This is a genomic window from uncultured Marinobacter sp. (assembly GCF_947488835.1).
Lineage (GTDB): Bacteria > Pseudomonadota > Gammaproteobacteria > Pseudomonadales > Oleiphilaceae > Marinobacter.
This window is the reverse complement of sequence record NZ_CANLBK010000001.1, coordinates 195,381-217,718: the sequence shown is the minus strand read 5'-3', so window position 1 is coordinate 217,718 and position 22,338 is coordinate 195,381. Positions and strand designations below refer to the sequence as shown.

The following is a 22,338-nucleotide window of genomic DNA, read 5'->3' as shown; positions in this document are numbered from 1 at the left end:
AATTTACTCCCCGGCTCCATTGCCCATTGAAAGTGTCATCAGAGAATCCCGGTTCATAATCCGATTGATCTTATCCCCATACTGCGGATCCGTGGCGTACCCGGCTTCCTGCAGCTTTCTGGCAAACACATCGGGCTGATCGGCGCTGGCCAACACATCACGATAGCGAGGGTTCGATTCCAGAAATGCCACATAATCACGGAAGCTGGATTCGTAATCCGGGTAAGCGCGGAAGTCCGCTCGCTCTTTCATGGGCACACCCTCACGGAACTCTGTGGTTGTAATCGTCACCGAATCACCCTGCCAACGGCTGTCCGCCTTGATACCAAAAAGATTGAAACTCGGCTGATTTCCGTCACCACGAATCATGTGCCGGCCCCAACCAGTTTCCAGCGCCGCTTGCGCAACCATCAGCTTGGGGCTGATGCCCGTATCGGCAGCAATGGTTTCTGCCACCGGCAGCAATGTGCTTACAAAATGTTCGGGCGATTCAAACGTTTCGGGCAGCGTGATGGTTTGAACAGCAGGCTTGGCATTGGATTGCTGCGCTACTTCTGCCACTTCATCAACCCGCTCAGGCAATCGCGGTGAAATCACCGGCAGGCTGCGCTCATAGTCCGTCAACACCTTCTTGTGGGAGGCCAAGGGGCTACCCTGCTCATCCATTCCCGGAATGTTTTTGCCGAGCTGACGTACAAGAGCATCCGCAAGCCCGGTGCCCTGCCCGCCTGCCATGGACAGGCTCAGCTGGCTATCGAACATGTCCCGATACATTTCAGACTGATTGCTGTTCAGGTAGTTGCCCTCAGCAAACACATCTCCGGCTTTGCGCATGGATTTCAGCATTTCAGACAGGAAAATACTCTCAAACTGGCGCGCCACTTCTTCCAGCGCAGCCTGTTTGTCATCCCCGGCGCTGTGCTTCAGTGCGTTCAGCCCGCTGAAATCTGTGTATACCCTGGCCTGTTGAAGCTGATAATCCTGCATCACATCACCTAGATAACAATAAGCTCAGCGCGCAGTGCGCCAGCCTGTTTGAGAGCTTCCAGCACGGCCATAACATCCCCCGGTGCCGCACCTACCTGGTTTACAGCCTGAACAATTTCGTTGAGCGTAACCGCTGGCCCAAACTTGAACATGCGGGCCGGGTCTTCTGTGATGGCAATCTGGCTGTCCAGCTCGGTCGCAGTGGTGCCGCCTGAGAACGGCAGGGGCTGCTGAATGGCGGGGTTCTCCTGAATGGTCACCGTCAGGTTGCCGTGGGTGACGGCCGCGGGGCTGACTTTCACGTTCTGCCCAACAACAATGGTGCCCGTGCGGCTGTTTATGACAACTTTTGCTGCATCCTCTGCAGGCTCCACTTCCAGATTTTCGAGAATGGACAGAAAACTCACACGCTGGGAAGGGTCCCGTGGTGCACGAACCGAGATGGCTGTTGCATCATGGGCATAGGCCATATCAGGGCCAAGGAATTCGTTAACCACCTCTACCACCCGGCGCGCCGTAGTGAAGTCCGGACGCATCAGGTTGAAGGTAATCGTGTCACCGCGGGTGAACGGCGAGGCAATTTCACGCTCAATGGTCGCACCATTGGGAATCCGGCCAACACTGGGCACGTTCACTGTAATACGCGAACCATCCTGTCCCTGAGCACCGAACCCGCCCACCACAAGGCTACCCTGTGCCATGGCATAAACATTACCGTCTGCGCCTTTCAGGGGGGCCATCAGCAAGGTTCCGCCGCGCAAACTGTCGGCGTTTCCAATCGACGAAACGGTTATATCCATTTCCTGACCCATTTTTGCAAATGGCGGTAAAGTGGCACTCACCGTAACCGCAGCCACGTTGGCCAGGTTCGGGTTCACACCATCAGGCAGAGTAATGCCGAACTGGTTCATCATGTTTCGAAACGTCTGGTTGGTGAAAGGTGCTTTATCACCCGTACCATCCAGACCAACCACCAGGCCGTAACCCACAAGCTGGTTGTTACGCACACCTTTGATGCGCGCGAGGTCCTTCAGGCGGTCGGCCATTACGGGTGCGGCCATTACCGCAAGCATCAGTGAGAGAACTACGCACCGGCGTAACGTCATAGGGGCCACCACTCACTGTTGAAGAACCGGGCCAGCCAGCCCATCTGATTCGCCTGGTCGAAATCGCCGGTGCCACCGTAGGCAATGCGCGCATCGGCTATACGGCTGGAAGCAACAATGTTGCCCGGGTCAATATCTTGTGGGCGCACCAGGCCTGTCAGACGCACATACTCATCGCCGTTGGTCAGCGAGATCCACTTCTCGCCACGCACTTTCAATACGCCGTTGGGCAACACTTCTATAACGGTCACTGTAATACTGCCCGCCAGGCTATTGCTCTGGTCTGCTTCGGCTTTACCGTTAAAGTCTCTTTCATTCTTGATGGACGTTGCGATGCCAAAATCATTCCTGCCCAGAATAGTGGGCTCTATCAGTGAAATATCACTGTCCTTATTGATCTTGGTTTCAGCATTTTTGCTGGCGCGAGTAGACTCCTTGAGCGTAACCGTTAGTACATCGCCCACATTCAAAGCCACTGTATCGCCGTAAAAATTGTAGTTGCGGGAGCTCTGGAAAATCGCGCCTGATTCCGGATCACGCTGCATCATTGCATTGGCGCGCACAGGTGCGTATGCGGGATCATCCGGCTCGGCTCTGGGCCGGCTCATGGCCGTACATCCTTGCAGCAGGATCAGCAGCCATACCAGAGCAACGCTGCCTACCGGTTTAGCTATCCAGATTGATGTAGTCGGTTTCATGAGCACACTCCTCACTTCTTTCAGTCTATTAGCCAATATTATTGGTAATGAACTGGAGCATCTGATCGGTAGTTGAAACAACTTTTGAGTTCATCTCATAAGCACGCTGGGTGGTAATCATGTTCACCAACTCCTCAACCACTTCCACGTTGGACGACTCAATCATTCCCTGCTCCAATGAGCCCAGCCCGGCCAAGCCAGGCTCACCCTCAGCAGGGTCACCGCTGGAGTTGGTTTCCTTGAACAGGTTGTTGCCAATAGCCTGCAAGCCCTGAGGGTTGATGAAGTTCACCAGAGTGATCTGCCCGAGGTTCACCGGCGCAGCCTGATCATCAGTGATCGCCGAAACAGTGCCATCTTTGCCGATGGTCACTTTTGTGGCGTTTTCAGGCACGTTGATATTGGGCTGAAGTGCATAGCCCTCCGGCGTAACCACATCGCCATCTGCGTTGAGCTGAAACTGGCCATCCCGTGTATAAGCGGTTTGGCCATCCGGCAGTTCAATCTGCATGAACCCACGGCCGTTAACAGCCAAATCCAAAGGCTGTTCAGTGATCTGCAGGTTGCCCTGGCTAAACTGCTTTGCTGTGCCGACAACTCGCACACCCGTACCCAGCTGCAAACCCGAAGGCAGCTCAGAGTTCTGCGTGTTCATGCCGCCAGGCTGCCGGTTGATCTGATACAGCAAATCCTGAAATACCGCCCGATCTCGCTTGAAGCCCGTGGTGTTCACGTTGGCCAGGTTGTTCGAGATGGTGGACATGTTGGTGTCCTGGGCGCTGAGCCCCGTTTTACTAACCCAAAGAGCTGGATGCATAGTCATTACTCCTTGCCGGTGCCCGGCCTGCGGCTAAGATTTGCCGCTTCCTGGCCAGACGGGCGTTGTTTTCAATCGCTATCAAAGGTTCTGCAACAGTCGTGCCGCTGCTTCGGAATTCTCGTTTGCCGTACGCATTACCTTCACCTGCATCTCGTATTGGCGTGAGAGCTGAAGGTTGGAAATCATTTCTTCTACGGCATTCACATTGGAGCTTTCGAGGAAGCCTGAGGCCACGCGCAAGTTCGCATCGGTGGGTTCTTCGCCATCAATTCCCTCGCCAGGTTTGCGGCGGATAAAACCATCCAGGCCTTTCTCAAGCGCTTCTGGCGGCGGGTTGACCAATTTTAGTCGGTCCACTTCCACCAACTGATCTGGCGGGCCACCCACGGGAACAATAGACACAGTGCCATCAGCACCGACCTGTACGTTATCAAAGGGGGGTAGAGCCACCGGGCCGCCGTTACCGAGAACCATCTCGCCAGTACCCAGGCGCACCAGGCCGTTCACATCAATCTGCAAGCTGCCAGACCGGGTAAAAACTTCCTCGCCGAGGTTGTTCTGAATGGCAAGCCAGCCCTCGCCTTCTATGGCTACGTCCATTTTCCGGCCGGTTTGCATCAGTGCACCCGCCGAAAGATCTGTACCGGGGCGTTCAGCCATGGCGTAAGCACGGGTAGGATGATGCCCACCGAACACGGGCATGCTACGGGCCTGAGCAAAGTCCTTCTTGAAGCCTGTAGTGTTTACGTTTGCCAGGTTGTTGGCATGGGCACGCTGGGAAAGCATATTCTGCTTCGCGCCAGACATACCAAGATAGAGTGCTTTGTCCATGGGAAAACTCCTGCCGGAATTTTGACTGTTTTCAGTGTTCTTACAGTCATTCCTGCAGGAGTCATGCCATGTTCATATCAAAGCCGGTTTAGCGGAGGTTAATGATGGTCTGGGTGACCGCATCGGAGGTCTCAATGGTTTTCGCGTTCGCCTGATAGTTGCGCTGCGCAATGATCAGGTTGACCAGTTCCGCAGAAAGATCCACGTTGGATTCCTCCACCGAACTGGCTTTGATGCCACCTAATGTGCCCGTATCAGGTTGGCCAATAATTGGCTGGCCCGACTCGAAGGTTTCAACCCAGCTGGTATCGCCCACGGGCGACAAGCCATCGGTGTTGTTAAAGCTGGCAAGGGCCACCTGACCCAGGGCTTTGGATTGACCATTGGTGTAGCGGGCGAACAAAACACCCTGCTTGGACACATCCAGGCCTGACAACCGCCCAGTGGTGTAGCCATTTTGGCGCTGATCGTCCACGCCAAAGGCGGCACCGTACTGGGTGGTTTCCCCAAGGCTCAACACAAAGGCGGACGAAGTAGGCGGCTCCGGAATGGGAGTGACCACAAGTGCGCCAGCAGCCGGAGGGCCATCGGCGCCGTTTGGCAGGCCTTGGCTATCTTTCGGAACCCAGTCAGTGATCAGAATTTCACCACTGGTATCGCCGTTAATGGATTGCAGCACACCGTCTTGATCAAATCGTGCCGTGTAGGGGGTAATGTCTGTGCCCGCTACCATTTCACCATCAATCTGCAGGTACACAGACCACTCACTCACGCCCACACCGTTTCCTGGGGCTGGCTCTTTAACAAAGAATTGCGTCAGCTCGTGGGAGTTCCCCAAGCTGTCAAAAACCGAGGTCGATGTGGCGTGGTTATAGGTTCGCTGATCCTGCGGGTTGAACTCATTGGTTATGCGGATAGGAGACGTCCCATAACTGTCAACAAAGTTGCTTGTTCCGCCTGTTGAATTAAGACCCAAAATGGTTCGGTCGCCTATGGCATTCACATCACCAAAGACCGTTACAGGCGAGGTTGGATCTATGGATTGGCCCGGATTTCCATTGCCATAACTGAATTGAAGATTCTCACCCTGATTATGAACAACATTCAACACACCAGTAGTACTGTCAATGGTGGCGGAGATTGCGCTATCACTCGATCTGTTAATAGCATCCCGAAGGTCAACCAGCGAGTTTACAGAACTGATATCTATAGGAATCGGCGCATTGTTAACACTGAGATTGAATGAGAAACTGCTTGGGACTTGAGCTTGAGCCGTCGAAATATAGGCGTCGTTAAGTTCCGAGCCCGCCGGTGCAGGCGTGGTTGGATGCTGAATGCGTGCCGTTGTTGTCGCGGAAGCGCTAAGACCCGGCGCACTGGCTATTTGGTCGGCCATCGCACGTGCCGTTGGCAACGAACTCAAATCCACGGAATAGGCAGGAGTGCCATCGGTATAGGTTACATCGAAAGACTCAGTATTAATGTCATTGTATGACAAGGGCACCACATCCCGTACTCTGGATTCCAGCACAGACTGGCGAGAGTCCAGGTTCAGATCCGAGCGTAAATTGGTGGTACGGCGCGGCGCCAGGTTATCCGTGGCAATTTCAAGATTGCCCCGGATACCCGAGAGGTTACCATCATCATCAGCAGTGTAGCCCTGTACCCGCATCGACTGGCTATTTACCACAAAGCCGTCTTTGTCGATGGTGAATTGCCCGGCACGAGAGTAGCGGGTTTCGCCACCACTATTCAGAATAAAGAAGCCATCGCCACTAATAGCCATATCCAGGCCATTGTCTGTAAAACTGATATTGCCCTGACCAAACGACTGCTTTACGTCCTGAACATTTACGCCGTCGCCAATCGGGTTGGAGCCGCCGCTCAGAAAGCCGCTGGCATACAGGTCGCCAAACTGAACCCTGCTCCCTTTAAACCCTACTGTGCTGGCGTTGGCAATGTTATTGCCCGTCACATCCAGATCTACCGCTGCAGCCCGCAGGCCACTGAGCCCCGTATTAAAAGCCATAATTCACCCCTGGTCTGACACCGGTATTAATTGATTTGTTGTACATCTGACAGGGCAATAGAACCCATGCCTGCCAGGTTTAAAGTAACTGACCCATTTTGCCCAAGTGACACGCTGTCCACGTTTGCACTGACCAGAGTCGGAAGCTGCACGCTACCCTGCGGATAAGAGGCTTCAGCCACAATTCGATAAGGCCCGGGCGGCAAACTATTGCCGTTGCCATCCTTGCCGTCCCAGCTGAACGCTTTGACCCCGGCAGAGCTGCTGCCAAGATCAATCTGCCGCACCAGTTCGCCATTGGGGCTCTGGATCGACAAGCGCACGCCGCCGGTGGAGGCCGGTACCTGAATGTTGCCGGAGATTTCACCTTCCGCACCAAGAATACCGACTTCCGAAGGCGCCAGAACTGTCTTGCCAACCATTGCAGAGGCTTGCAGCGCCTGCGTGGAGCGGAACTGACCTACCACGTCTTCAACAGTGCCCGACAGTTTCTGCATTTCTTCCAGCGAGCTGAACTGAGCCAACTGGGAAATAAACTCGCCGTTGTCCTGGGGCTCTAACGGGTTCTGGTTTTTTAGCTGTGCCAGCATAAGCTCCATGAACTCATTTTTGCCGAGTTCGCCTTTGCCGCTGGCGCCGCTCTGTGGCTGGCTCCTGTAGTTCGCCAGTACATCTGAGGCTTGTGTTGCGTTAACTGCACTCATGATTCAATCCCCGCCCCGTTACTGCTGACCAAGTGTCAGGATGCGCTGCATCATGGATTTCGCCGTGTTCATAATGTCCACGTTCATTTGAAAGCTTCTTGAGGAAGACATCATGTCTGCCATTTCTTCCACCACGTTCACGTTGGGGTAGTACACATAGCCATCTTCATTGGCAGCCGGGTGATGTGGCTCGTAACGCATCTGCAGCTCGGCATCGCTCTCAACGATGCCCTCCACACGAACGCCCGCACCCGCACCCTCTCCTGCCTGAACCCCGAATCCCTGCTGGCCTGGATTCATCATCGACTGCTGAATGGCTGAGAACACCGGCTTGCGCGCACGATAGGTCGTGTCGGTGCTGGAACTCGCTGTCTCGGCGTTAGCGATGTTTGAGGCGGTGGTATTCAACCTCAACGATTGCGCTGTCATGCCGGAACCGGCGATATCAAATATGTTGCCCAGGGACATGGTGACTCTCCTTCACAAATCGTGGAACCGCGGATTACTCGCCTTTCAGGGCTTTGGTCAGGCCGGTAAATTTACTGTTCAAAAACTGGAAGCTCGCCTGGTAATCCATCGCATTGCGCATGAACCGGGTCTGTTCTGCCTGTGCATCCACCGTATTGCCATCTACCGAAGGCTGGTCTGGCTCCCGATACAGCACATCTGAAACGCCGCCACCTGCTGAGGTATCCATATGGCCTGCGTGGGTTTTCTCCATGCTAATGCCGCCCATGCTGTCCTGGGCCTTCTGCATCATTGCCTGAAAGTCCACATCCCGAGCCTTGAAGCCCGGCGTATCGGCGTTGGCAAGATTGTTCGCCAGAATTTCCGCACGCTGAACCCGGGCGTGCAGCGCATGCTGGTGAATGCCAAGAGCTCTATCAAAAGTGATTGCCATACAACCTCCGAAATACTGTCACCAGCAATGTTTGGCTTTGCCGGTTTCGTTCTATGGCAGAACTAAAGCAATGCTGATGCCAGATTTCGGAAGTACGCTGAATTCGGGTGTTTTAGGGGATTACAGAGCTGTGGGGAATAATGATGCAGATAAAGAAGCGGCAAAGTCTGATGAAAGCGGCAAGCGGCTTCCCCCGCTGAATCGCCAGGGGAAGCAGACCTGTTGTTACGCCGGCCAACGGGCAACAAATTCCGACAGCTCAGGCCTTGGAACTGCGGGCTTGTTCGACGACACGGTACCTGTATAGAGAAAACCGATTATGGATTCTCCCTGTTCAAGGCCAAGCCCTTCCAGAACCAAGCGGTTGTAAACCAGTTCACCGGTGCGCCACATAACCCCATAGCCGGCATCCTGAAGGGCAAGCCCAAGATAGCTCATGCTGGCGCCCGCCGAGAGTATCTGTTCAACCTCCGGAACTTTCGGATGGGGCTTAGGGGATGCAATTCCAACAATGATCATGGGGGAGCGACGCGCCTTATTGCGTATGATGTCGAGCTTTTTTTCGTCGGTCTTACCCCTTAAATCGGAGTAGCCCACCGCAAGCACCTCACCCAGGGCATCCAGACCCTCACCCTCAATCACCAGATAACGCCACGGGCGCAATAATGCATGGTCTGGTGCCCGGGCTGCACAAGCAAAGGCCCGGTCAAGTGTTGCGGCATCAGGAGCTGGCGCTTCCAGCCGTGGCTCAGATGCCCTGTTGAGCAAAAAGTCAGTGACTGAACTCATATCGATAATTTTCCAATAACAGAACACTGGCCCGTTAGCATTCAAACCGTGCCAGCGAATTGTGGGTTATACGTAATACTGCTAACCTTTAGTCGTACTTCCAATCTTTACTCTCAAACGTGCCTTACAAACTACAAATAAATTTGAATGGTTCCAGCACCATGAGTGATCAGCATACATGATGAGTGCTCCGGCAGATCTGCGCAACGCCAGTAATAGCTTGGGGAAATCTCTGGCATCCGATGCTCAGAACAGACCGGTAGTGATTCCCCCGATGCCCGACTACAGCGGGCGAGTGCTGGCGTATACGGCCACAGCCATCATTATTACTGTGGGCGTTTGGGAGGAAGTGTTCCAAACATGGCATTTGTGGCTGGTTGCCGGCGCCTTGATGTGGCCGCACATTGCGCACCTGTTAAGCCGTCGTACGTTTTTGAAAAACTCTTCCCGCATTCGGCAAAAAATGCTGATGGTCGACTCCTTGATCGGCGGCAGTTTCATGGGATGTATCGGGTTGATTGCCATTCCATCCGCTTGTGCCGGGCTTATGGTGATGTTCAGCGCGCTGATCATTGGCGGGATTCGACAGTGGCTTATTGGCTGCGTGTATATGTTCATCTCCGCTTTGGCCTTTTTGGCCTTGGTGGGACCCGCAGATTCGTTCCAGTCACCTTTATTCACAAGCCTGTTCTCCATACTCGCAGCTGGCTTTTACATCTGTGTGACTGCGTTTTACTCGCATCAACAGGCGCGGGCGCTCATGCTGGCAAAAACCCAGATTCAAAACCAGCGCGAGCAGTCCATAGCACTCTCCCACAAGCTGTCCAAATACCTCTCACCCCAGGTATGGCAATCCATCTTTACCGGGGAAAGAGATGTTCGCCTTGAAACCCAGCGCAAAAAGCTCGCTGTATTTTTCTCCGACATAAAAGGCTTTACTGAACTGTCGGAAGAGATGGAGCCAGAGGCCCTTACCGAATTGCTCAACCACTATTTCAACGGAATGTCTGAAGTAGCCCTCCGGTATGGTGGCACTATCGACAAGTTCGTGGGCGATTCCATCATGATCTTCTTTGGCGACCCCACCAGCCGTGGCCAGCGGGAAGACGCCTTTGCCTGCGTATCCATGGCTATTGATATGCGCAAGCACATGAAGATCATGCGGCAGAAGTGGCGCAGCCAGGGCATTAAATCTCCCCTCGAAATCCGCATGGGCATCAGCACCGGCTACACAACCGTTGGCAACTTTGGCGCTGAAAACCGCATGGACTACACCATTATCGGCAAGGAAGTTAACCTTGCCAGCCGGCTGGAATCTCTCGCAGAGCCGGGGGAAATTCTCGTTTCCTACGAGACCTTCTCACTGATCAAGGATCGGATCATGTGCCGAGACAAGGGCGAAATCACGGTGAAAGGCTTCGGCCGCCCCGTACCCATCTATGAAGTGGTAGATTTCCGCAGGGACATGGGGCCAAACCGCAGCTTTATGGAGCATGAGCACAGCGGCTTTGCCATGTACCTGGATTCTGAAAAAATCACCGGCAAAGAACGGCAGAGTATCCTCAGTGCCCTGGAAGATGCCGCCGAGCGACTGCGGCATGAAGAAGACAGCGCCCGGGACTGATTACTGGCGAATCAGCCTGGGGCCAACCTGCTCTTCCGGCTGAGTGCTGCGCCAAGGGTTGATATCCAAGCCACCCCGGCGGGTATAGCGGGCGCAAACTGTCAGGCTCTCGGGCTTGCAACGACTCAACAAATCCGTGAACAAGGTTTCCACACAATGCTCGTGGAAGTCCTGCTTCTGCCGAAAACTCACGATGTACCGCAACAACCCTGCTCTATCGATGGCTGAGCCGGTATAGCTGATCAACACCGTGCCCCAATCCGGCTGCCCGGTTACGGGGCAATTACTCTTCAACAGGTGTGAGCACAGCTTCTCTGAAACCACAGGCCCGGATGCCGCAAGTGACTCCGGCGCATAGTCATACACCACATCCTCAACCGTTTCGTTATCAATCAATTCGTATCCCGATGGACGCCCGGTAGCCGTGTCAGACTCATCAACACTCAAAAGGCGAACATTCACTGCAGCTCCACACACACTGGAGAGATCCGCAGTAACGATCTCCTCAACCTGTTCATCGGATGAGAACACGGTTTGATTCAGAGAGTTTAAATAGAGCTTGAGTGACTTGGATTCAACCAGAGACGGAGATGCTGCCGGAAACCGGATTTCTGCCCAGGCAACCCGGGGAATGCCATCGGGCCGCAGCCAGGATATCTCCCAAGCCTGCCACAAATCACCCCCAAACCAGGGCCAGCGCCCATCCTCGAGGCCGATTCGGCGGCGATTTTCATCCCGGGCTACCGGGAAAAGCAGGGCTGGATCGTATCGATCCGGGTAGTCACTGGTTTTGCCAAGCGGCGCATTATCAAGAGCCATAAAACGTCCTAAAAATAACAGTTGTCAGTATCGGGTGAAGGCATCAATGCCTGATACCCTTGCCCCGCGCCAGCAATTTGAGCGCGATAAAGGAAAGCACAACGATGAACACCAGTATCATTCCCAGGGACACAAACGGGTTTACATCAGAAACGCCGAGTATGCCAAACCGGAAGCCGTTAACCATGTACAGGATCGGGTTTGCCATAGACACGCCCTGCCAGAAATCCGGCAATAGATCGATGCTGTAAAACACCCCGCCGAGGTAGGTTAACGGCGTCAGAACAAAGGTCGGCACAATGGAGACATCATCAAACTTGGTGGCCAACAGCGCGTTAATAAAGCCGCCCACCGCGAACAATGCAGATGTCAGAAATACCGTTACCACAACCATGGGCAGGCTGTGGATTTTCAGCTGGGTAAACGCCAGCGACAAAAGAGTCACAATCACGCCAATTCCTAGCCCGCGCGCCATTCCTCCCGTTACATAACCGGCCAATATGATCCAGTTCGGCACGGGTGAAACAAGCAGTTCTTCAACGCTGCGCTGAAACTTCATGGAGAAAAACGACGACACTACGTTGGCGTAGGAGCTGGTAATAACCGCCATCATGATAAGCCCCGGAACGATAAACGACATATAGTCGAAACCGCCCATCTCACCAATTCTGGAGCCGATCAGGTTGCCAAATATAATAAAGTAGAGCGTCATGGTGACAGCAGGTGGCAGCAGAGTCTGGGGCCAGATACGGGTAAACCGGCGAATTTCCCGCAGTACAATAGTGCTGTAAGCGGTAAACAGTGCCTGAGCATTCATGCCCTGCCCTCCGTGATGGCTTCGCCTGCAGGTTCACTGGATTCCACCATGCGGATAAACAACTCTTCCAGCCTGTTTGCTTTGGTCCGCATACTGATAACTTTTATACCCTGCTGTTCCAACTGCGCAAATACATCGTTTAATGCTTGCCCTTTGTGGACATCCACTTCCAGAACACCCTCATTGTCTAACCGGCAGGTAAAACCTTCCAACTCTGGCGTTTTACTCAACGGCTTCTCGGTATCAAGCAGAAAGGTTTCCAGACTGAGCTGCTGCAGCAGTTCCCGCTTACTGGTATTCCGGACGATACGCCCATGATCAATAATGGCGATATTCCGGCACAGGGCCTCCGCCTCTTCCAGGTAATGGGTCGTAAGGATGATGGTGGTGCCCTGCCGGTTCATTTCCTCAAGAAATGACCACATGGAACGCCGCAATTCAATATCCACACCCGCGGTGGGCTCATCAAGAATCAGCAGTTTTGGTTCGTGCACCAGGGCACGGGCGATCATCAGCCTGCGCTTCATACCACCAGACAGCATGCGTGCTGGTGTGTTCCGCTTATCCCACAGACCGAGCTTTTTCAGATACTTTTCAGCAGAAACCGCGGCTTTCTTTAACGGAATTCCGTAATAACCCGCTTGAATGGTGACAATATCAAACACCTTCTCAAACTGGTTAAAATTGAACTCCTGAGGCACCACCCCGAGATGGAGCTTTGCCTGGGAAAGATGGGTATCTATGTCGTAACCAAATACGCTTACCTTACCCGCACTTTTGGTCACCAGGGAGCACACAATACCCAGCGTGGTTGATTTGCCGGCACCGTTGGGGCCCAGCAGCGCAAAGAAATCGCCCTGCGTTACCTTCAGGTCAATTCCCTTGAGTGCTTCAAACCCACTACCGTAGGTTTTGGTTAGCCCCTCGATTTCCAGAGCGTTGGTCATAAAAGGTTCCGATTGAAATAGGCAGTGTTCAGGGAACACTCATTTATTGAGGCTTATCCCATTTTTTCAAGGCCGATGCACACCCACTCAGGCTCCGCGAAATCTGCAAACTGCGACAGGTATCCCGATATACCCTGATTGGGCTCCCTATAATGCCGGTTACAACAATTTACAGAAGGCCGTCCACGACTGCTCAGTTGGCACGGCCCAACCTCAGGGAATGTACAACGAACCATGGCTGCCGTTCACCTTGCTCGCTCACTTTTTACTCCTCCCCGCGCGCTCCTAGCTGCGCTGATTGTCGCGCCTCTACTCTCCGGGTGCCTGAGCAGTGACAGCAACAATAACGGTGGTGGCCCGAGCACAGGGACAATAAACGCATTGGGCGTTAGCGGGTTAAGTTATCAAACCAGCAGCCAGTCCGGTAAAACCGACATCAAGGGCCATTTTCAGTATTACCCAGGTGAAACACTCCGCCTCAAAGTTGGCGATCTGCTTCTTGCAGAAGACGTACCTGCGCAGGAATGGGTCACGCTACTCGAGTTTCTACTGGAAGTACGCAGCCAACTCACAACACCCGCTGTCGATGCTGAGGGTCTCAGCACTCACAGGATTACGGAACAACAGCTTCTTACTAACGTAACCTTGACCAACCTCACCCGATTCCTTTTGTCGCTCAATTGGTCCGAAAATTTGCGGGAAGGCAATGGCATCGATATCCGCGACCGCGTACTGCAGCAGATGAACGCCGCCCTGCCCAACCTCACCAGCCCAATTGATTTCCGCGTGAGTGAGGCTGAGTTTAATGCAACCGGCGCGGCGCCTTCCCCCGCAAACCAGTTGCTGACCAGCATCTGTTTTTACCCGCCAGATAATGAACTTTGCCAGGCGCCCCCAACTGAAGACGAAATAGACCAAGCCCCTGATCGGCCAGAAGACGAAGATCTATGGGACCCGAACATTGAGTACAAAGAAGATCTGCGCAACAAAAGACAACGTATTCTCGACTCTGTTCGCTCCATGGAGGATGTTGATTCTGAAGATGCCAGGCTCTATCTAACCCGGGAGCTGGATAGCATTTCGACCACCATTGGAAACCGCTTTTATCTGGAAAATCACGTAGCCAAGCACCCGGCTAGCGACACCGGCATAAAACGGTTTGAAATACGTCGTATTGGTGGCAGTGCTGAGCTTACAGACCTTGAAGCCATCACAACCCGACCACAAGATGTGAGTGTGCATTCTTTTAGTTGGCAAACGGCCGATGTGGAATACTTTATAGGCGGACCTGCCGGTGGCGAGTCCGAGATTGTGACCAGCTTCTTGCCCGATTCTACTTACAGATGGGTGCGGAAGACTCTGCGGGTTGTTATAACACCGTGAAAACGGTTATCGACTGATAAACCGGCTCACACTCCAACGGGATTCTGAACCGGTAACATCGTAACCGGCCGGGTTCAGGCCCTCAGTTCCGTGGGCAAGGCACTCCCTGATCGCCAATACCTGGGCTGCTGAACGGCTCTGGTTGTATTTCGCAAGATCAACAACCTTTGCGGCTTTCAGAGGCGAGCGGTTGCTGTCCGACATCACCATCACCTTGGGCCACAAACGGCGCCCGGGTGAATGCGACACCACAATACCGCGCTGACCATCCGTCAGCTCCACAAGGCTGCCTGTTGGGTAAATGCCTATGGCACGTATAAACCCCTCAACAAGCTCATCCTGAAACTCTATGTTGCGCATGTCATAAAGCAGCGTTACTGCCCTTGCAGGCGTCATCGGCTCGCCTAAACCTGCCCTCGGCTCAATAAGCGATTCGAAGAACTCAGCAATCCCGGCAATCTTGGCCAACAATGGAATCCTGTCACCACGAATGCCTTCCGGAAAGCCCGAACCGTTATGGCGCTCACGGTGGCCCTGCACAACGCTGAGAACCGCACGGGAAAGCCCGCTATCCTCGAGCATCGCCATGCCTTTTTCGACATAACTCCGGTACAACGCAAATTCTTCCGGGCCCAACTGGCCTTCCCGACTGAGCAGGTCTTGAGGCAGCTGCGCTTTACCCACTTGGGACAACAAGCAACCCAAACCAAGATGACTCAGCAAGCCTTCATTCAAACCAAGCTGACGACCACAAACAAGCGCCCACACGGACGTATTGAGTGCATGCCGGTACACATGGCTATCGTGCTGCTGAATACGGCTCAGCCATAACAAGGCATCTGGCTGGCGAATAACACTGCGCACCATTTTATTGATCACGGTTGCAATCGGGCGCAGGTCGCGGGTTTCCTGGGTATTTACAGCGGTGTAAAGCCGCTCAAGGGCAGTGCAGGCATCTTCAAGCAGGTGCTTGGAGGTTTTCATTTCACGCTTCAGCGTGGTGCTTGCCTGATACTTTACCGGCTCACGTATACTAAGCGGCGGAAGCTGAAGCTGTTCGCGCCCTTCATTCTTTTGTTGGCTTCTTTTTCCAAAAGACGGCCGTACAATTCTTGTCAGTTCAACGGTACCAGATGTTTCCGCAACGTCGATGGACACCCATTTACAATGGGAGACAAGCGCACGAATATCGTCTTCGGAGCGGATATGAAAACCCTGAATCGGAAACGGTGTCTGATGCCACGGCCGATCAAGGTCAGACACAAACATGCCAACCTCCAGATCATGCACCGCTACTTTTCTCTGACAGACACCCACCGCGTCACTCCTTGAGCCAGTTACTTCTTTGATTGCTACTATTTTCAACCGAAGAAAGGGAATTGTCTATTACAACTTGGCACCTTAAAGTAACGACAACAACACAAACAGTAACGACTGTAATCGGCCGGAAACAGAGTGTAATACCGTGACAAACATCACAGTACTTACCCTCACCATGTCACTAAATCTGAATACCGATCACTCGGCATCGCATACCGAGCGTTCGAACTTTGGAGGGCGCGCATTGAACGCGCCCCTTGGGGCTTTGCGAGAGTAAACAGTATAAGGCACCGTCGATGCGCGAATGTAATCAACATTCACCGCCTCCTTGCCTTCGCCTTTAACGGGAGAAACCGGCTCACAGGCCACAACAAGCTCCAGCCGGCCGGGGATATCTGCAATTCTTGCCTCCGAATCGGACGACCTCACCGACATACACAGATCGTCCACACCCGCTGGCTGCCTGCTTTCTACCAGCCGATCCTGCGCGGGCTGCCCGCAGGCCCGGATACCCTGGCCACAGCCTTCCGCCTCAGCATGGCTCTCATCATAAAGCTTCCAAACCCGCTCACTGCACTGGGTTTCGACTGTTAAAGGCGTGGCACGATCGGATGCAAACCACCAACCGGGGTATTCCGCAGTGTCCCAGGATAGCCGGACAGTGCGCGGTTCTCCCTTCGAATTTTCCGCAGGAAACATCGCGTAATGGGAGTAATAGGTAGCACAGCCAGCCTGCATCACCAGCAACCCGGCGACAACCAACAAGCGCGCAATGCCAGCAGTACCACTAAGGGAGGTGTTAAATCGAAAAGCGGTCATGATACCTAATCTGTACATAGGGAATATGTGTGGTGGTGCAGCCGGCAGGCGTGTCCTAGTTTACGCTTTCATCAAACTGTAAGCCGTATCCATCAATGGTTTTGCGAACTACAACCATTTCCAGCAGCGGTGCCTCTACGGGCAAGCCTTGCACCTGAACATTTACCTTATCGCCCATTTCCGGAGCAAACGGCTCAGTGTCTACCACGACGAACACCCCACCATCTGATATATCGCGGGTAGAGAATATAAATTCTCCCAGCTGTTCGTGGGTTACTTTTACCTTGGCACTCATCGCCGTGCGACAGTGTATTCTGCGGTCATCTACAGCCATCAACAAAGATCCACTGCTTAACTACGGTACATTGTAGATTTTTATGTGTTTATACGAATCATATTTCGTATGTATCAATACGTAGAGTAACACCATTTTGAAGAAGTACGCCAAAGGGAATATTGACAACACCTGTAATAGAAATGAGAATGGTTGGCGTTTACCAACCGCAACTCATCTCAAACTCAGATGCGAACCCAAACAGACTCATTTAAGGATGCATTATGCGCATGAAACTCGCTGCAACTGCGGCAATCGCCCTTACAGCTCTCCCACTTGCCGCCTCCGCAGACGGTGAAGTTAATATCTACTCATACCGGCAGGCGTATCTTCTTGAGCCGCTGCTGAACGCATTCGAGCAAGAGACTGGCATCAAGAGTAATGTTGTGTTTGCAAAGCAGGGTCTGGCTGAGCGCTTGGAGCGTGAGGGCCGCAACAGCCCGGCCGACGTTGTGATGACCGTAGACATCTCACGCCTTAACGAACTGGTAGAGCGCGATCTGGTTCAAGGCCTGGACAACAATGTGCTGGAAAAGAACATCCCCGAAAACCTTCGCCACCCCGAAGGTAAGTGGTTTGGCCTTACTACCCGTGCCCGCCTGATTTACACCTCGAAGGAGCGCGTTGAAGAAGGTGAAATCACAACCTACGAGCAGCTGGCTGACAGCAAGTGGGACAACCGCATCTGTACCCGCAGTGGCAAGCACCCTTACAACATCGCCCTGATCTCATCCATGATCGCGCATCACGGTGAAGCCGAGACAGAAACCTGGCTCAAAGGCCTGAAAGACAACCTCGCCCGCAAACCCCAAGGCGGAGACCGCGACCAGATTAAAGCCATCGCGGAAGGTGTGTGTGATGTGTCTATCGGCAACAGCTATTACTACGGCAACATGCTACAGGATGAGAGCCAGCGCCCAACGGCAGAAGCCGTTCGGTTGGTGTTCCCTAATGCCGATGGCCGTGGTACCCACATCAACATCAGTGGTATCTCTTTGACCAAGAGCACCCCGAACCGCGAAAACGCGATCAAGCTGATGGAGTTCTTGTCATCTCCGGAAGCCCAAGGCATCTACGCTGAGGCGAATACTGAATACCCAGCCAACCCGAACGTAACACCCACTGGCCTGGTAGCAGAATGGGGAGAAATCCACCCAGACAGCCTTTCTCTTCAGGAAATTGCAGACAAGCGCAATGCAGCAGTGAAATTGGTTGACCGCGTAGATTACGACGGCGAATAAGTGTTTTGGCGAGGGTGGCGCAACCACCCTCGCTATTTCTTTAATCGGCCTGGCAAATGACACCAGTCATTGCAGCGGCTATTTGAGCTGACTACAATCCCTACCCTTCAGCGTTAAACCCTATTCCAAATTGCCAACAGGAACCCTATGAGCGAGGTCGCGACCAGCGTTAACCCCGGGCTAACCCAGCCCTTGCTGGCAAAGCGAACCTCACGCCGTTGGTTGGTCAGCGCTGCACTCACTACAGCCATTGTCGCGCTGCCGGTTCTCACCGTTATTTTTCTGGCCTTTTTCCCGGAAGAAAACATCTGGCCTCATCTGCTGGATACAACTCTACCCCGCTATCTTGTAACCACCATTAAGCTCATGGCCGGTGTCGGTGCCATTACTCTGGTAATTGGCCTTGCAACCGCTTGGGCAGTCACCATGTGCGAATTTCCGGGGCGCAAGTTCTTTGAATGGGCCATGTTGTTACCCTTTGCGGTTCCGGCGTATGTTATCGCCTATGTATACACCAGCCTTCTGGATTATGCCGGCCCGGTACAAGGCGCCTTGAGGGAGGTGTTTGGCTGGACCAGCGCCGCCGATTACTGGTTCCCGGAAATCCGCAGCCTGGAAGGCGCCACCTTAATGATCGGCTTGGTGCTTTACCCTTACGTTTACCTGCTTGCCCGCGCCGCCTTCCTGGAGCAGTCGCCCTCTCTGTTTGCCGTTAGCCGTAGCCTTGGCCATTCAGCGTTGAGCACTTTTTTCAAAGTGGTTCTGCCCATTGCCCGCCCAGCCGTTGCTGTGGGTCTTTCACTGGTTTTGATGGAAACACTGAACGACTTTGGTACCGTCGATTTCTTTGCCGTACAAACGCTCACTGCTGGCCTGTTTGATACCTGGATGAACCTGGGCAACCTCGGCGGCGCCGCGCAAATTGCCACCACCATGCTTATCTTCGTTGTTATTCTGGTCACCCTGGAACGCTATTCCCGGCGACGCCAGCAACAGTTCGCAGCGCGCGACAACCGCGACCCTATTCGCCGCTTTACCATGTCGTTTCCCCGGCAGCTGATCTGCGTTGCCGTTTGCGCCGTGCCAGTGGTGCTTGGCTTTGTCATTCCCGGCGTCACGCTGAGTGTTTATGCGTGGGAGTATTTTGGTGAGAGCTGGAACCCGGATTTCGTTCGCAACACCTTCAACAGCCTGTTCCTTTCGGGAACGGCCGCTCTGACCACCCTTTTGATCGGCGTTACCCTTGCGTACAGCCGCAGGCTTCACAATACCCGCGGCATGCAGGTGCTCATGCGGCTTTCAAGCCTGGGCTATGCCATGCCGGGGGCCGTGCTGGCAGTGGGTGTAATTGTGCCCCTGGCGGGTTTTGATAACTGGCTGGACAGCCTGATGCGGGATTACTTCGGTGTGAGCACCGGCCTGCTGCTGAGCGGCTCGGCCTTCGCCATTGTATTTGCCTATACCGTGCGCTTCCTTGCTGTCTCCGCCGGCAGCGTCGAAAGCGCACTGCAAAAAATCACCCCGAGTATGGATATGGCCTCGCGGTCGCTGGGCAATAGCCCCGGCAAAACATTGGTGAAGGTGCACCTGCCCATGCTGCGCGGCACCCTTGTAACCGCCGCACTGGTGGTTTTTGTGGACTGCATGAAGGAACTACCGGCCACGCTGATACTCCGGCCCTTTAACTTTGAAACCCTGGCTACCTATGTGTACCAGTTTGCTTCTGATGAGCGTTTGTACCACAGCGCTCTGCCTGCCCTGATTATTGTATTGGCCGGTATCATTCCCATCATTCTGATGAGCCGATCCATCTCCAACTCCCGCTCTATGGCCTGAAACACCTCAAAGCGGAGGGGGCATCTTTGAGCGGGCGTCCTGAACCACGAACCGGCCCTGAAACACCGCCACCGGATCACCCTGGGGCAAAGGGTTAGGTTCGCCGCAGAACACTTCTGTGGTCAAATCAAGACGGCCCTTACCATGCCTTGCCAGGCTTTTCCTGAAGCGCTCGGGGATCTCATCCCCAGGCAGGCGACAAATGGCGTAGAAGTCAGAGGTAACTGGCTCAAGGTAATCAATGCTCCCTGTTTGCACCACCACACTCCCCTTCAGCCCAAGATCAGCCAGCGCAAGCTCCGTGAGTCCCCAAGCTGCCGTTACGGCCACTGAATAAACGCTACCTCCAAACCCAGTACCTTGGTGATTGATGTTGGGCGCAAGCGGGGCGCTGAGAAGCAACGAGCTGCCATCCCATGAATGCAGTTGGATGCCTAGCGCGCGAGAAAGCGGAATTTCCTCATGGATGCGCCGTTGGAAAGCGGAAAGCTGAGCCATAAACCCCTCCTGATGTGAGTTAATTCTATGCCCGCCACTCGTCTTTCCCAATGCGACCAATGTCGGTTCCAAAACGCATCAGGCCCAGCGTGAGCCGGGCCTGATTTGAAACAAAACGGATTGCGCGTTACTGCCAAACTACCTTCTTCTTCTGCGCATACCACTCGTTTACTTTACCTTCGTAGGTGTCCTCTACCACGTTCCGCTTCAGCTTCAGCGTTGGTGTAAGGAAACTGTTCTCGATACTCCACTCATCGCTCACAATAATAACGAATGCGAGTTGCTCATGCGGGTCGACAGTTTTGTTCACCCGTTCAACCAGCTCCGTCAGTTCCGCTTCAAGTTCCTTCCGGAAGTTCGCATCGCCCACCTTGGGCCGAACGCCTTCCGCCAGTTGAATCATGGCATAGGGCTGGGTCTGATTGGCACCCGACACGCACACCAGCTCGATAGACTGATTTGCCATCAACTTGTTTTCAATGGGCGCGGGGGCAATGTACTTGCCTTTGCTGGTCTTGAAGATTTCCTTCATCCGGCCGGTAATTTTCAGGCGGCCCATCTCGTCAATTTCACCCTTATCGCCGGTTCTCAGGTATCCGTCTTCGGTAAAGGTTTCGTTGGTCTTTTCCTCATCCTTGTAGTAACCCACCATGGTGGCCGGGCTCTTCACCAGAATTTCACCCTCCGGGCTAATCTTGGTATCCACACCGGGCATGGATTCACCCACGTAACCGGTGCGAGAGCGCCCTGGTTTGTTGATATGGGAATAGGCAAAGTTCTCCGACATGCCATAGCCTTCAAGCAACTCCAGGCCCAGGTTGCGATACCAATCCAGCACATCACCGGCCAGCGGCGCAGAACCACTACCCGCCAACTTGACCTTATCCAGGCCCAGCCCAGTGAGAACCTTCTTTTTGATCAGTTTGTTCACCACAGGAATCTTCAGCAAGGTATTCAGCTTTTTCTGTGGCAGCTTCTGCAGAACACCCTGCTGGAACCTGACCCAAAGGCGCGGAACCGAGAGGAACAGAGTGGGCTGCGCACGCTTCATATCATCTACAAAGGTGTCGAGAGATTCCGCAAAGAACAGGTGAAAGCCGGCATACAGCGATGCAAGCTCAACAAACGTACGCTCAAACACATGGGCAAGAGGCAAGTAAGACAGCATGCGCTCATTGGGGCCTACCTGCAGCACATCCATACCACCTTCCGCTGCGTAAGCCATATTGCGGAAGCTGAGCATGACACCCTTGGGCCTTCCAGTACTACCGGAGGTGTAAACGATGGTTGCCAGTTCGTCTGCATCACGCTGAACGTTTTCTTCCAGCGGCGGGTACTTGGCAACAATATCATCCCAGGTTTCAAAATCGTTGGGGGGGCTCAGGGGGAAGGAAATGCAGCGAACAGATTCAGGAACGCCCGGTTTCATCATATCCCAGTCGTCGAGTTTGCCCACAAACAACACGTCGCACTCGGCGTGGTTCAGCACGTAATTGACGGTGTCGGCATTCAAGGTTGGGTACAAAGGTACAGAAATGTGCCCCGCCATCCAGATTGCCCAGTCGGTCATAATCCAGTGCGCGCAGTTTTTGGAAATCAGGCCTACGCGGCTCTTTTCCGGAAGGTTAAGCGACTTCAAATAGGACGCCATTCGGCGGGCTTCGTCGACCGCTCTACCCCAAGTGTATTCAACCACCTTCCCATCTCCGATGGGCTGTGTCATATACAGGGAATTCGATTTAGCCGTTTCCCAGTGATAGACCATATCCAGGGGCAATTTATTTTTAGTTGGCATGGACTTTCCTTACGTACGTTATTTGATTTATAAGGGCATT

General features: G+C 53.7%; 22 protein-coding genes. 4 read left to right on the top strand and 18 right to left on the bottom strand.

What is annotated here, in order from left to right; genetic code table 11:
- Positions 1-3 precede the first annotated feature (3 nt).
- From flgJ to Q0824_RS00980, 10 genes are all read right to left on the bottom strand, one after another.
- Positions 4-987, bottom strand: a complete 984-nt coding sequence (gene flgJ / locus Q0824_RS01025) for a flagellar assembly peptidoglycan hydrolase FlgJ (RefSeq protein WP_298446920.1) — start codon at positions 985-987, stop codon at positions 4-6.
- An 8-nt stretch (positions 988-995) separates the two neighbouring features.
- Positions 996-2,093, bottom strand: a complete 1,098-nt coding sequence (locus tag Q0824_RS01020; RefSeq protein WP_298446919.1) for a flagellar basal body P-ring protein FlgI — start codon at positions 2,091-2,093, stop codon at positions 996-998.
- Positions 2,090-2,791, bottom strand: coding sequence for a flagellar basal body L-ring protein FlgH (flgH, locus tag Q0824_RS01015; RefSeq protein WP_298446918.1), 702 nt, complete (start codon positions 2,789-2,791; stop codon positions 2,090-2,092). The genes Q0824_RS01020 and flgH overlap by 4 nt, the downstream gene beginning before the upstream one ends.
- Before the next feature lie 28 nt (positions 2,792-2,819).
- Positions 2,820-3,608 (bottom strand): flagellar basal-body rod protein FlgG, encoded by a 789-nt coding sequence (gene flgG / locus Q0824_RS01010; protein ID WP_298446917.1) that lies wholly within the window; start codon positions 3,606-3,608, stop codon positions 2,820-2,822.
- Positions 3,609-3,689: 81 nt separating this feature from the next.
- A complete protein-coding gene (locus tag Q0824_RS01005; RefSeq protein ID WP_298446916.1) occupies positions 3,690-4,442 on the bottom strand; it encodes a flagellar basal body rod protein FlgF in 753 nt (250 codons plus the stop codon).
- Between the two features lie 88 nt (positions 4,443-4,530).
- Complete coding sequence (locus Q0824_RS01000; protein WP_298446915.1) at positions 4,531-6,471, bottom strand: flagellar hook protein FlgE; 1,941 nt, start codon at positions 6,469-6,471, stop codon at positions 4,531-4,533.
- 26 nt (positions 6,472-6,497) lie between these two features.
- Positions 6,498-7,175 carry a flagellar hook assembly protein FlgD gene (locus Q0824_RS00995; protein WP_298446914.1) on the bottom strand — a complete coding sequence of 226 codons (678 nt, stop codon included), beginning with the start codon at positions 7,173-7,175 and terminating at the stop codon, positions 6,498-6,500.
- Between the two features lie 18 nt (positions 7,176-7,193).
- Positions 7,194-7,643 (bottom strand): flagellar basal body rod protein FlgC, encoded by a 450-nt coding sequence (gene flgC / locus Q0824_RS00990; protein ID WP_298446913.1) that lies wholly within the window; start codon positions 7,641-7,643, stop codon positions 7,194-7,196.
- Positions 7,644-7,677: 34 nt separating this feature from the next.
- Positions 7,678-8,076, bottom strand: a complete 399-nt coding sequence (gene flgB / locus Q0824_RS00985; protein ID WP_298446912.1) for a flagellar basal body rod protein FlgB — start codon at positions 8,074-8,076, stop codon at positions 7,678-7,680.
- 225 nt (positions 8,077-8,301) lie between these two features.
- Positions 8,302-8,865, bottom strand: coding sequence for a nitroreductase (locus Q0824_RS00980; protein WP_298446911.1), 564 nt, complete (start codon positions 8,863-8,865; stop codon positions 8,302-8,304).
- Positions 8,866-9,043: 178 nt separating this feature from the next.
- Here Q0824_RS00980 and Q0824_RS00975 point away from each other — a divergent pair, with 178 nt between their 5' ends.
- A complete protein-coding gene (locus Q0824_RS00975) occupies positions 9,044-10,489 on the top strand; it encodes an adenylate/guanylate cyclase domain-containing protein (protein WP_298446910.1) in 1,446 nt (481 codons plus the stop codon).
- Here the strand turns inward: Q0824_RS00975 and queF are convergent, their stop codons facing one another.
- Genes queF through Q0824_RS00960 form a run of 3 tightly spaced genes read right to left on the bottom strand, consistent with a single transcriptional unit; the run spans position 10,490 to position 13,072 of the window.
- The gene (gene queF / locus Q0824_RS00970) at positions 10,490-11,308 is read right to left on the bottom strand and encodes an NADPH-dependent 7-cyano-7-deazaguanine reductase QueF (protein ID WP_298446909.1); all 819 of its coding nucleotides are present in this window, start codon (positions 11,306-11,308) and stop codon (positions 10,490-10,492) included. It lies immediately after the preceding gene.
- A gap of 43 nt (positions 11,309-11,351) precedes the next feature.
- Positions 11,352-12,125: an ABC transporter permease gene (locus Q0824_RS00965; protein WP_298446908.1), complete on the bottom strand. Its 774-nt coding sequence runs from the start codon at positions 12,123-12,125 to the stop codon at positions 11,352-11,354.
- Entirely contained in the window at positions 12,122-13,072 is a 951-nt protein-coding gene (locus Q0824_RS00960) for an ABC transporter ATP-binding protein (RefSeq protein WP_298446907.1), read from the bottom strand. The genes Q0824_RS00965 and Q0824_RS00960 overlap by 4 nt, the downstream gene beginning before the upstream one ends.
- A gap of 234 nt (positions 13,073-13,306) precedes the next feature.
- Here Q0824_RS00960 and Q0824_RS00955 point away from each other — a divergent pair, with 234 nt between their 5' ends.
- Positions 13,307-14,455 (top strand): organic solvent ABC transporter permease, encoded by a 1,149-nt coding sequence (locus tag Q0824_RS00955; protein WP_298446906.1) that lies wholly within the window; start codon positions 13,307-13,309, stop codon positions 14,453-14,455.
- Positions 14,456-14,461: 6 nt separating this feature from the next.
- Here the strand turns inward: Q0824_RS00955 and Q0824_RS00950 are convergent, their stop codons facing one another.
- The 3 genes from Q0824_RS00950 to Q0824_RS00940 form a co-directional block, all read right to left on the bottom strand.
- A complete protein-coding gene (locus Q0824_RS00950) occupies positions 14,462-15,772 on the bottom strand; it encodes an HD domain-containing phosphohydrolase (RefSeq protein ID WP_298446905.1) in 1,311 nt (436 codons plus the stop codon).
- Between the two features lie 201 nt (positions 15,773-15,973).
- Positions 15,974-16,594, bottom strand: a complete 621-nt coding sequence (locus Q0824_RS00945; protein ID WP_298446904.1) for a hypothetical protein — start codon at positions 16,592-16,594, stop codon at positions 15,974-15,976.
- 55 nt (positions 16,595-16,649) lie between these two features.
- Positions 16,650-16,928, bottom strand: a complete 279-nt coding sequence (locus Q0824_RS00940; protein ID WP_298446903.1) for a PilZ domain-containing protein — start codon at positions 16,926-16,928, stop codon at positions 16,650-16,652.
- A gap of 224 nt (positions 16,929-17,152) precedes the next feature.
- On the opposite strand from Q0824_RS00940, the gene Q0824_RS00935 reads away from it, so the two are divergent.
- Both Q0824_RS00935 and Q0824_RS00930 read left to right on the top strand, forming a co-directional pair.
- A complete protein-coding gene (locus Q0824_RS00935) occupies positions 17,153-18,169 on the top strand; it encodes a Fe(3+) ABC transporter substrate-binding protein (RefSeq protein ID WP_298446902.1) in 1,017 nt (338 codons plus the stop codon).
- A 147-nt stretch (positions 18,170-18,316) separates the two neighbouring features.
- On the top strand, positions 18,317-20,005 hold the full coding sequence (locus Q0824_RS00930; RefSeq protein ID WP_298446901.1) for an iron ABC transporter permease: 1,689 nt from the start codon (positions 18,317-18,319) through the stop codon (positions 20,003-20,005).
- A 6-nt stretch (positions 20,006-20,011) separates the two neighbouring features.
- On the opposite strand, the gene Q0824_RS00925 is transcribed toward Q0824_RS00930, so the two are convergent.
- Both Q0824_RS00925 and Q0824_RS00920 read right to left on the bottom strand, forming a co-directional pair.
- On the bottom strand, positions 20,012-20,503 hold the full coding sequence (locus Q0824_RS00925; RefSeq protein ID WP_298446900.1) for a thioesterase domain-containing protein: 492 nt from the start codon (positions 20,501-20,503) through the stop codon (positions 20,012-20,014).
- 127 nt (positions 20,504-20,630) lie between these two features.
- Entirely contained in the window at positions 20,631-22,298 is a 1,668-nt protein-coding gene (locus tag Q0824_RS00920; RefSeq protein ID WP_298446899.1) for an AMP-binding protein, read from the bottom strand.
- Between the last annotated feature and the right edge of the window lie 40 nt (positions 22,299-22,338).

Excerpts from the sequence above, each read along its gene's own strand:
- flgJ (WP_298446920.1), bottom strand. The coding sequence starts at position 987 with ATGCAGGATTATCAGCTTCAACAGGCCAGGGTATACACAGATTTCAGC.
- Q0824_RS01020 (WP_298446919.1), bottom strand. The coding sequence starts at position 2,093 with ATGACGTTACGCCGGTGCGTAGTTCTCTCACTGATGCTTGCGGTAATG.
- flgH (WP_298446918.1), bottom strand. The coding sequence starts at position 2,791 with ATGAAACCGACTACATCAATCTGGATAGCTAAACCGGTAGGCAGCGTT.
- flgG (WP_298446917.1), bottom strand. The coding sequence starts at position 3,608 with ATGCATCCAGCTCTTTGGGTTAGTAAAACGGGGCTCAGCGCCCAGGAC.
- Q0824_RS01005 (WP_298446916.1), bottom strand. The coding sequence starts at position 4,442 with ATGGACAAAGCACTCTATCTTGGTATGTCTGGCGCGAAGCAGAATATG.
- Q0824_RS01000 (WP_298446915.1), bottom strand. The coding sequence starts at position 6,471 with ATGGCTTTTAATACGGGGCTCAGTGGCCTGCGGGCTGCAGCGGTAGAT.
- Q0824_RS00995 (WP_298446914.1), bottom strand. The coding sequence starts at position 7,175 with ATGAGTGCAGTTAACGCAACACAAGCCTCAGATGTACTGGCGAACTAC.
- flgC (WP_298446913.1), bottom strand. The coding sequence starts at position 7,643 with ATGTCCCTGGGCAACATATTTGATATCGCCGGTTCCGGCATGACAGCG.
- flgB (WP_298446912.1), bottom strand. The coding sequence starts at position 8,076 with ATGGCAATCACTTTTGATAGAGCTCTTGGCATTCACCAGCATGCGCTG.
- Q0824_RS00980 (WP_298446911.1), bottom strand. The coding sequence starts at position 8,865 with ATGAGTTCAGTCACTGACTTTTTGCTCAACAGGGCATCTGAGCCACGG.
- Q0824_RS00975 (WP_298446910.1), top strand. The coding sequence starts at position 9,044 with ATGATGAGTGCTCCGGCAGATCTGCGCAACGCCAGTAATAGCTTGGGG.
- queF (WP_298446909.1), bottom strand. The coding sequence starts at position 11,308 with ATGGCTCTTGATAATGCGCCGCTTGGCAAAACCAGTGACTACCCGGAT.
- Q0824_RS00965 (WP_298446908.1), bottom strand. The coding sequence starts at position 12,125 with ATGAATGCTCAGGCACTGTTTACCGCTTACAGCACTATTGTACTGCGG.
- Q0824_RS00960 (WP_298446907.1), bottom strand. The coding sequence starts at position 13,072 with ATGACCAACGCTCTGGAAATCGAGGGGCTAACCAAAACCTACGGTAGT.
- Q0824_RS00955 (WP_298446906.1), top strand. The coding sequence starts at position 13,307 with ATGGCTGCCGTTCACCTTGCTCGCTCACTTTTTACTCCTCCCCGCGCG.
- Q0824_RS00945 (WP_298446904.1), bottom strand. The coding sequence starts at position 16,594 with ATGACCGCTTTTCGATTTAACACCTCCCTTAGTGGTACTGCTGGCATT.
- Q0824_RS00940 (WP_298446903.1), bottom strand. The coding sequence starts at position 16,928 with ATGGCTGTAGATGACCGCAGAATACACTGTCGCACGGCGATGAGTGCC.
- Q0824_RS00935 (WP_298446902.1), top strand. The coding sequence starts at position 17,153 with ATGCGCATGAAACTCGCTGCAACTGCGGCAATCGCCCTTACAGCTCTC.
- Q0824_RS00930 (WP_298446901.1), top strand. The coding sequence starts at position 18,317 with ATGAGCGAGGTCGCGACCAGCGTTAACCCCGGGCTAACCCAGCCCTTG.
- Q0824_RS00925 (WP_298446900.1), bottom strand. The coding sequence starts at position 20,503 with ATGGCTCAGCTTTCCGCTTTCCAACGGCGCATCCATGAGGAAATTCCG.
- Q0824_RS00920 (WP_298446899.1), bottom strand. The coding sequence starts at position 22,298 with ATGCCAACTAAAAATAAATTGCCCCTGGATATGGTCTATCACTGGGAA.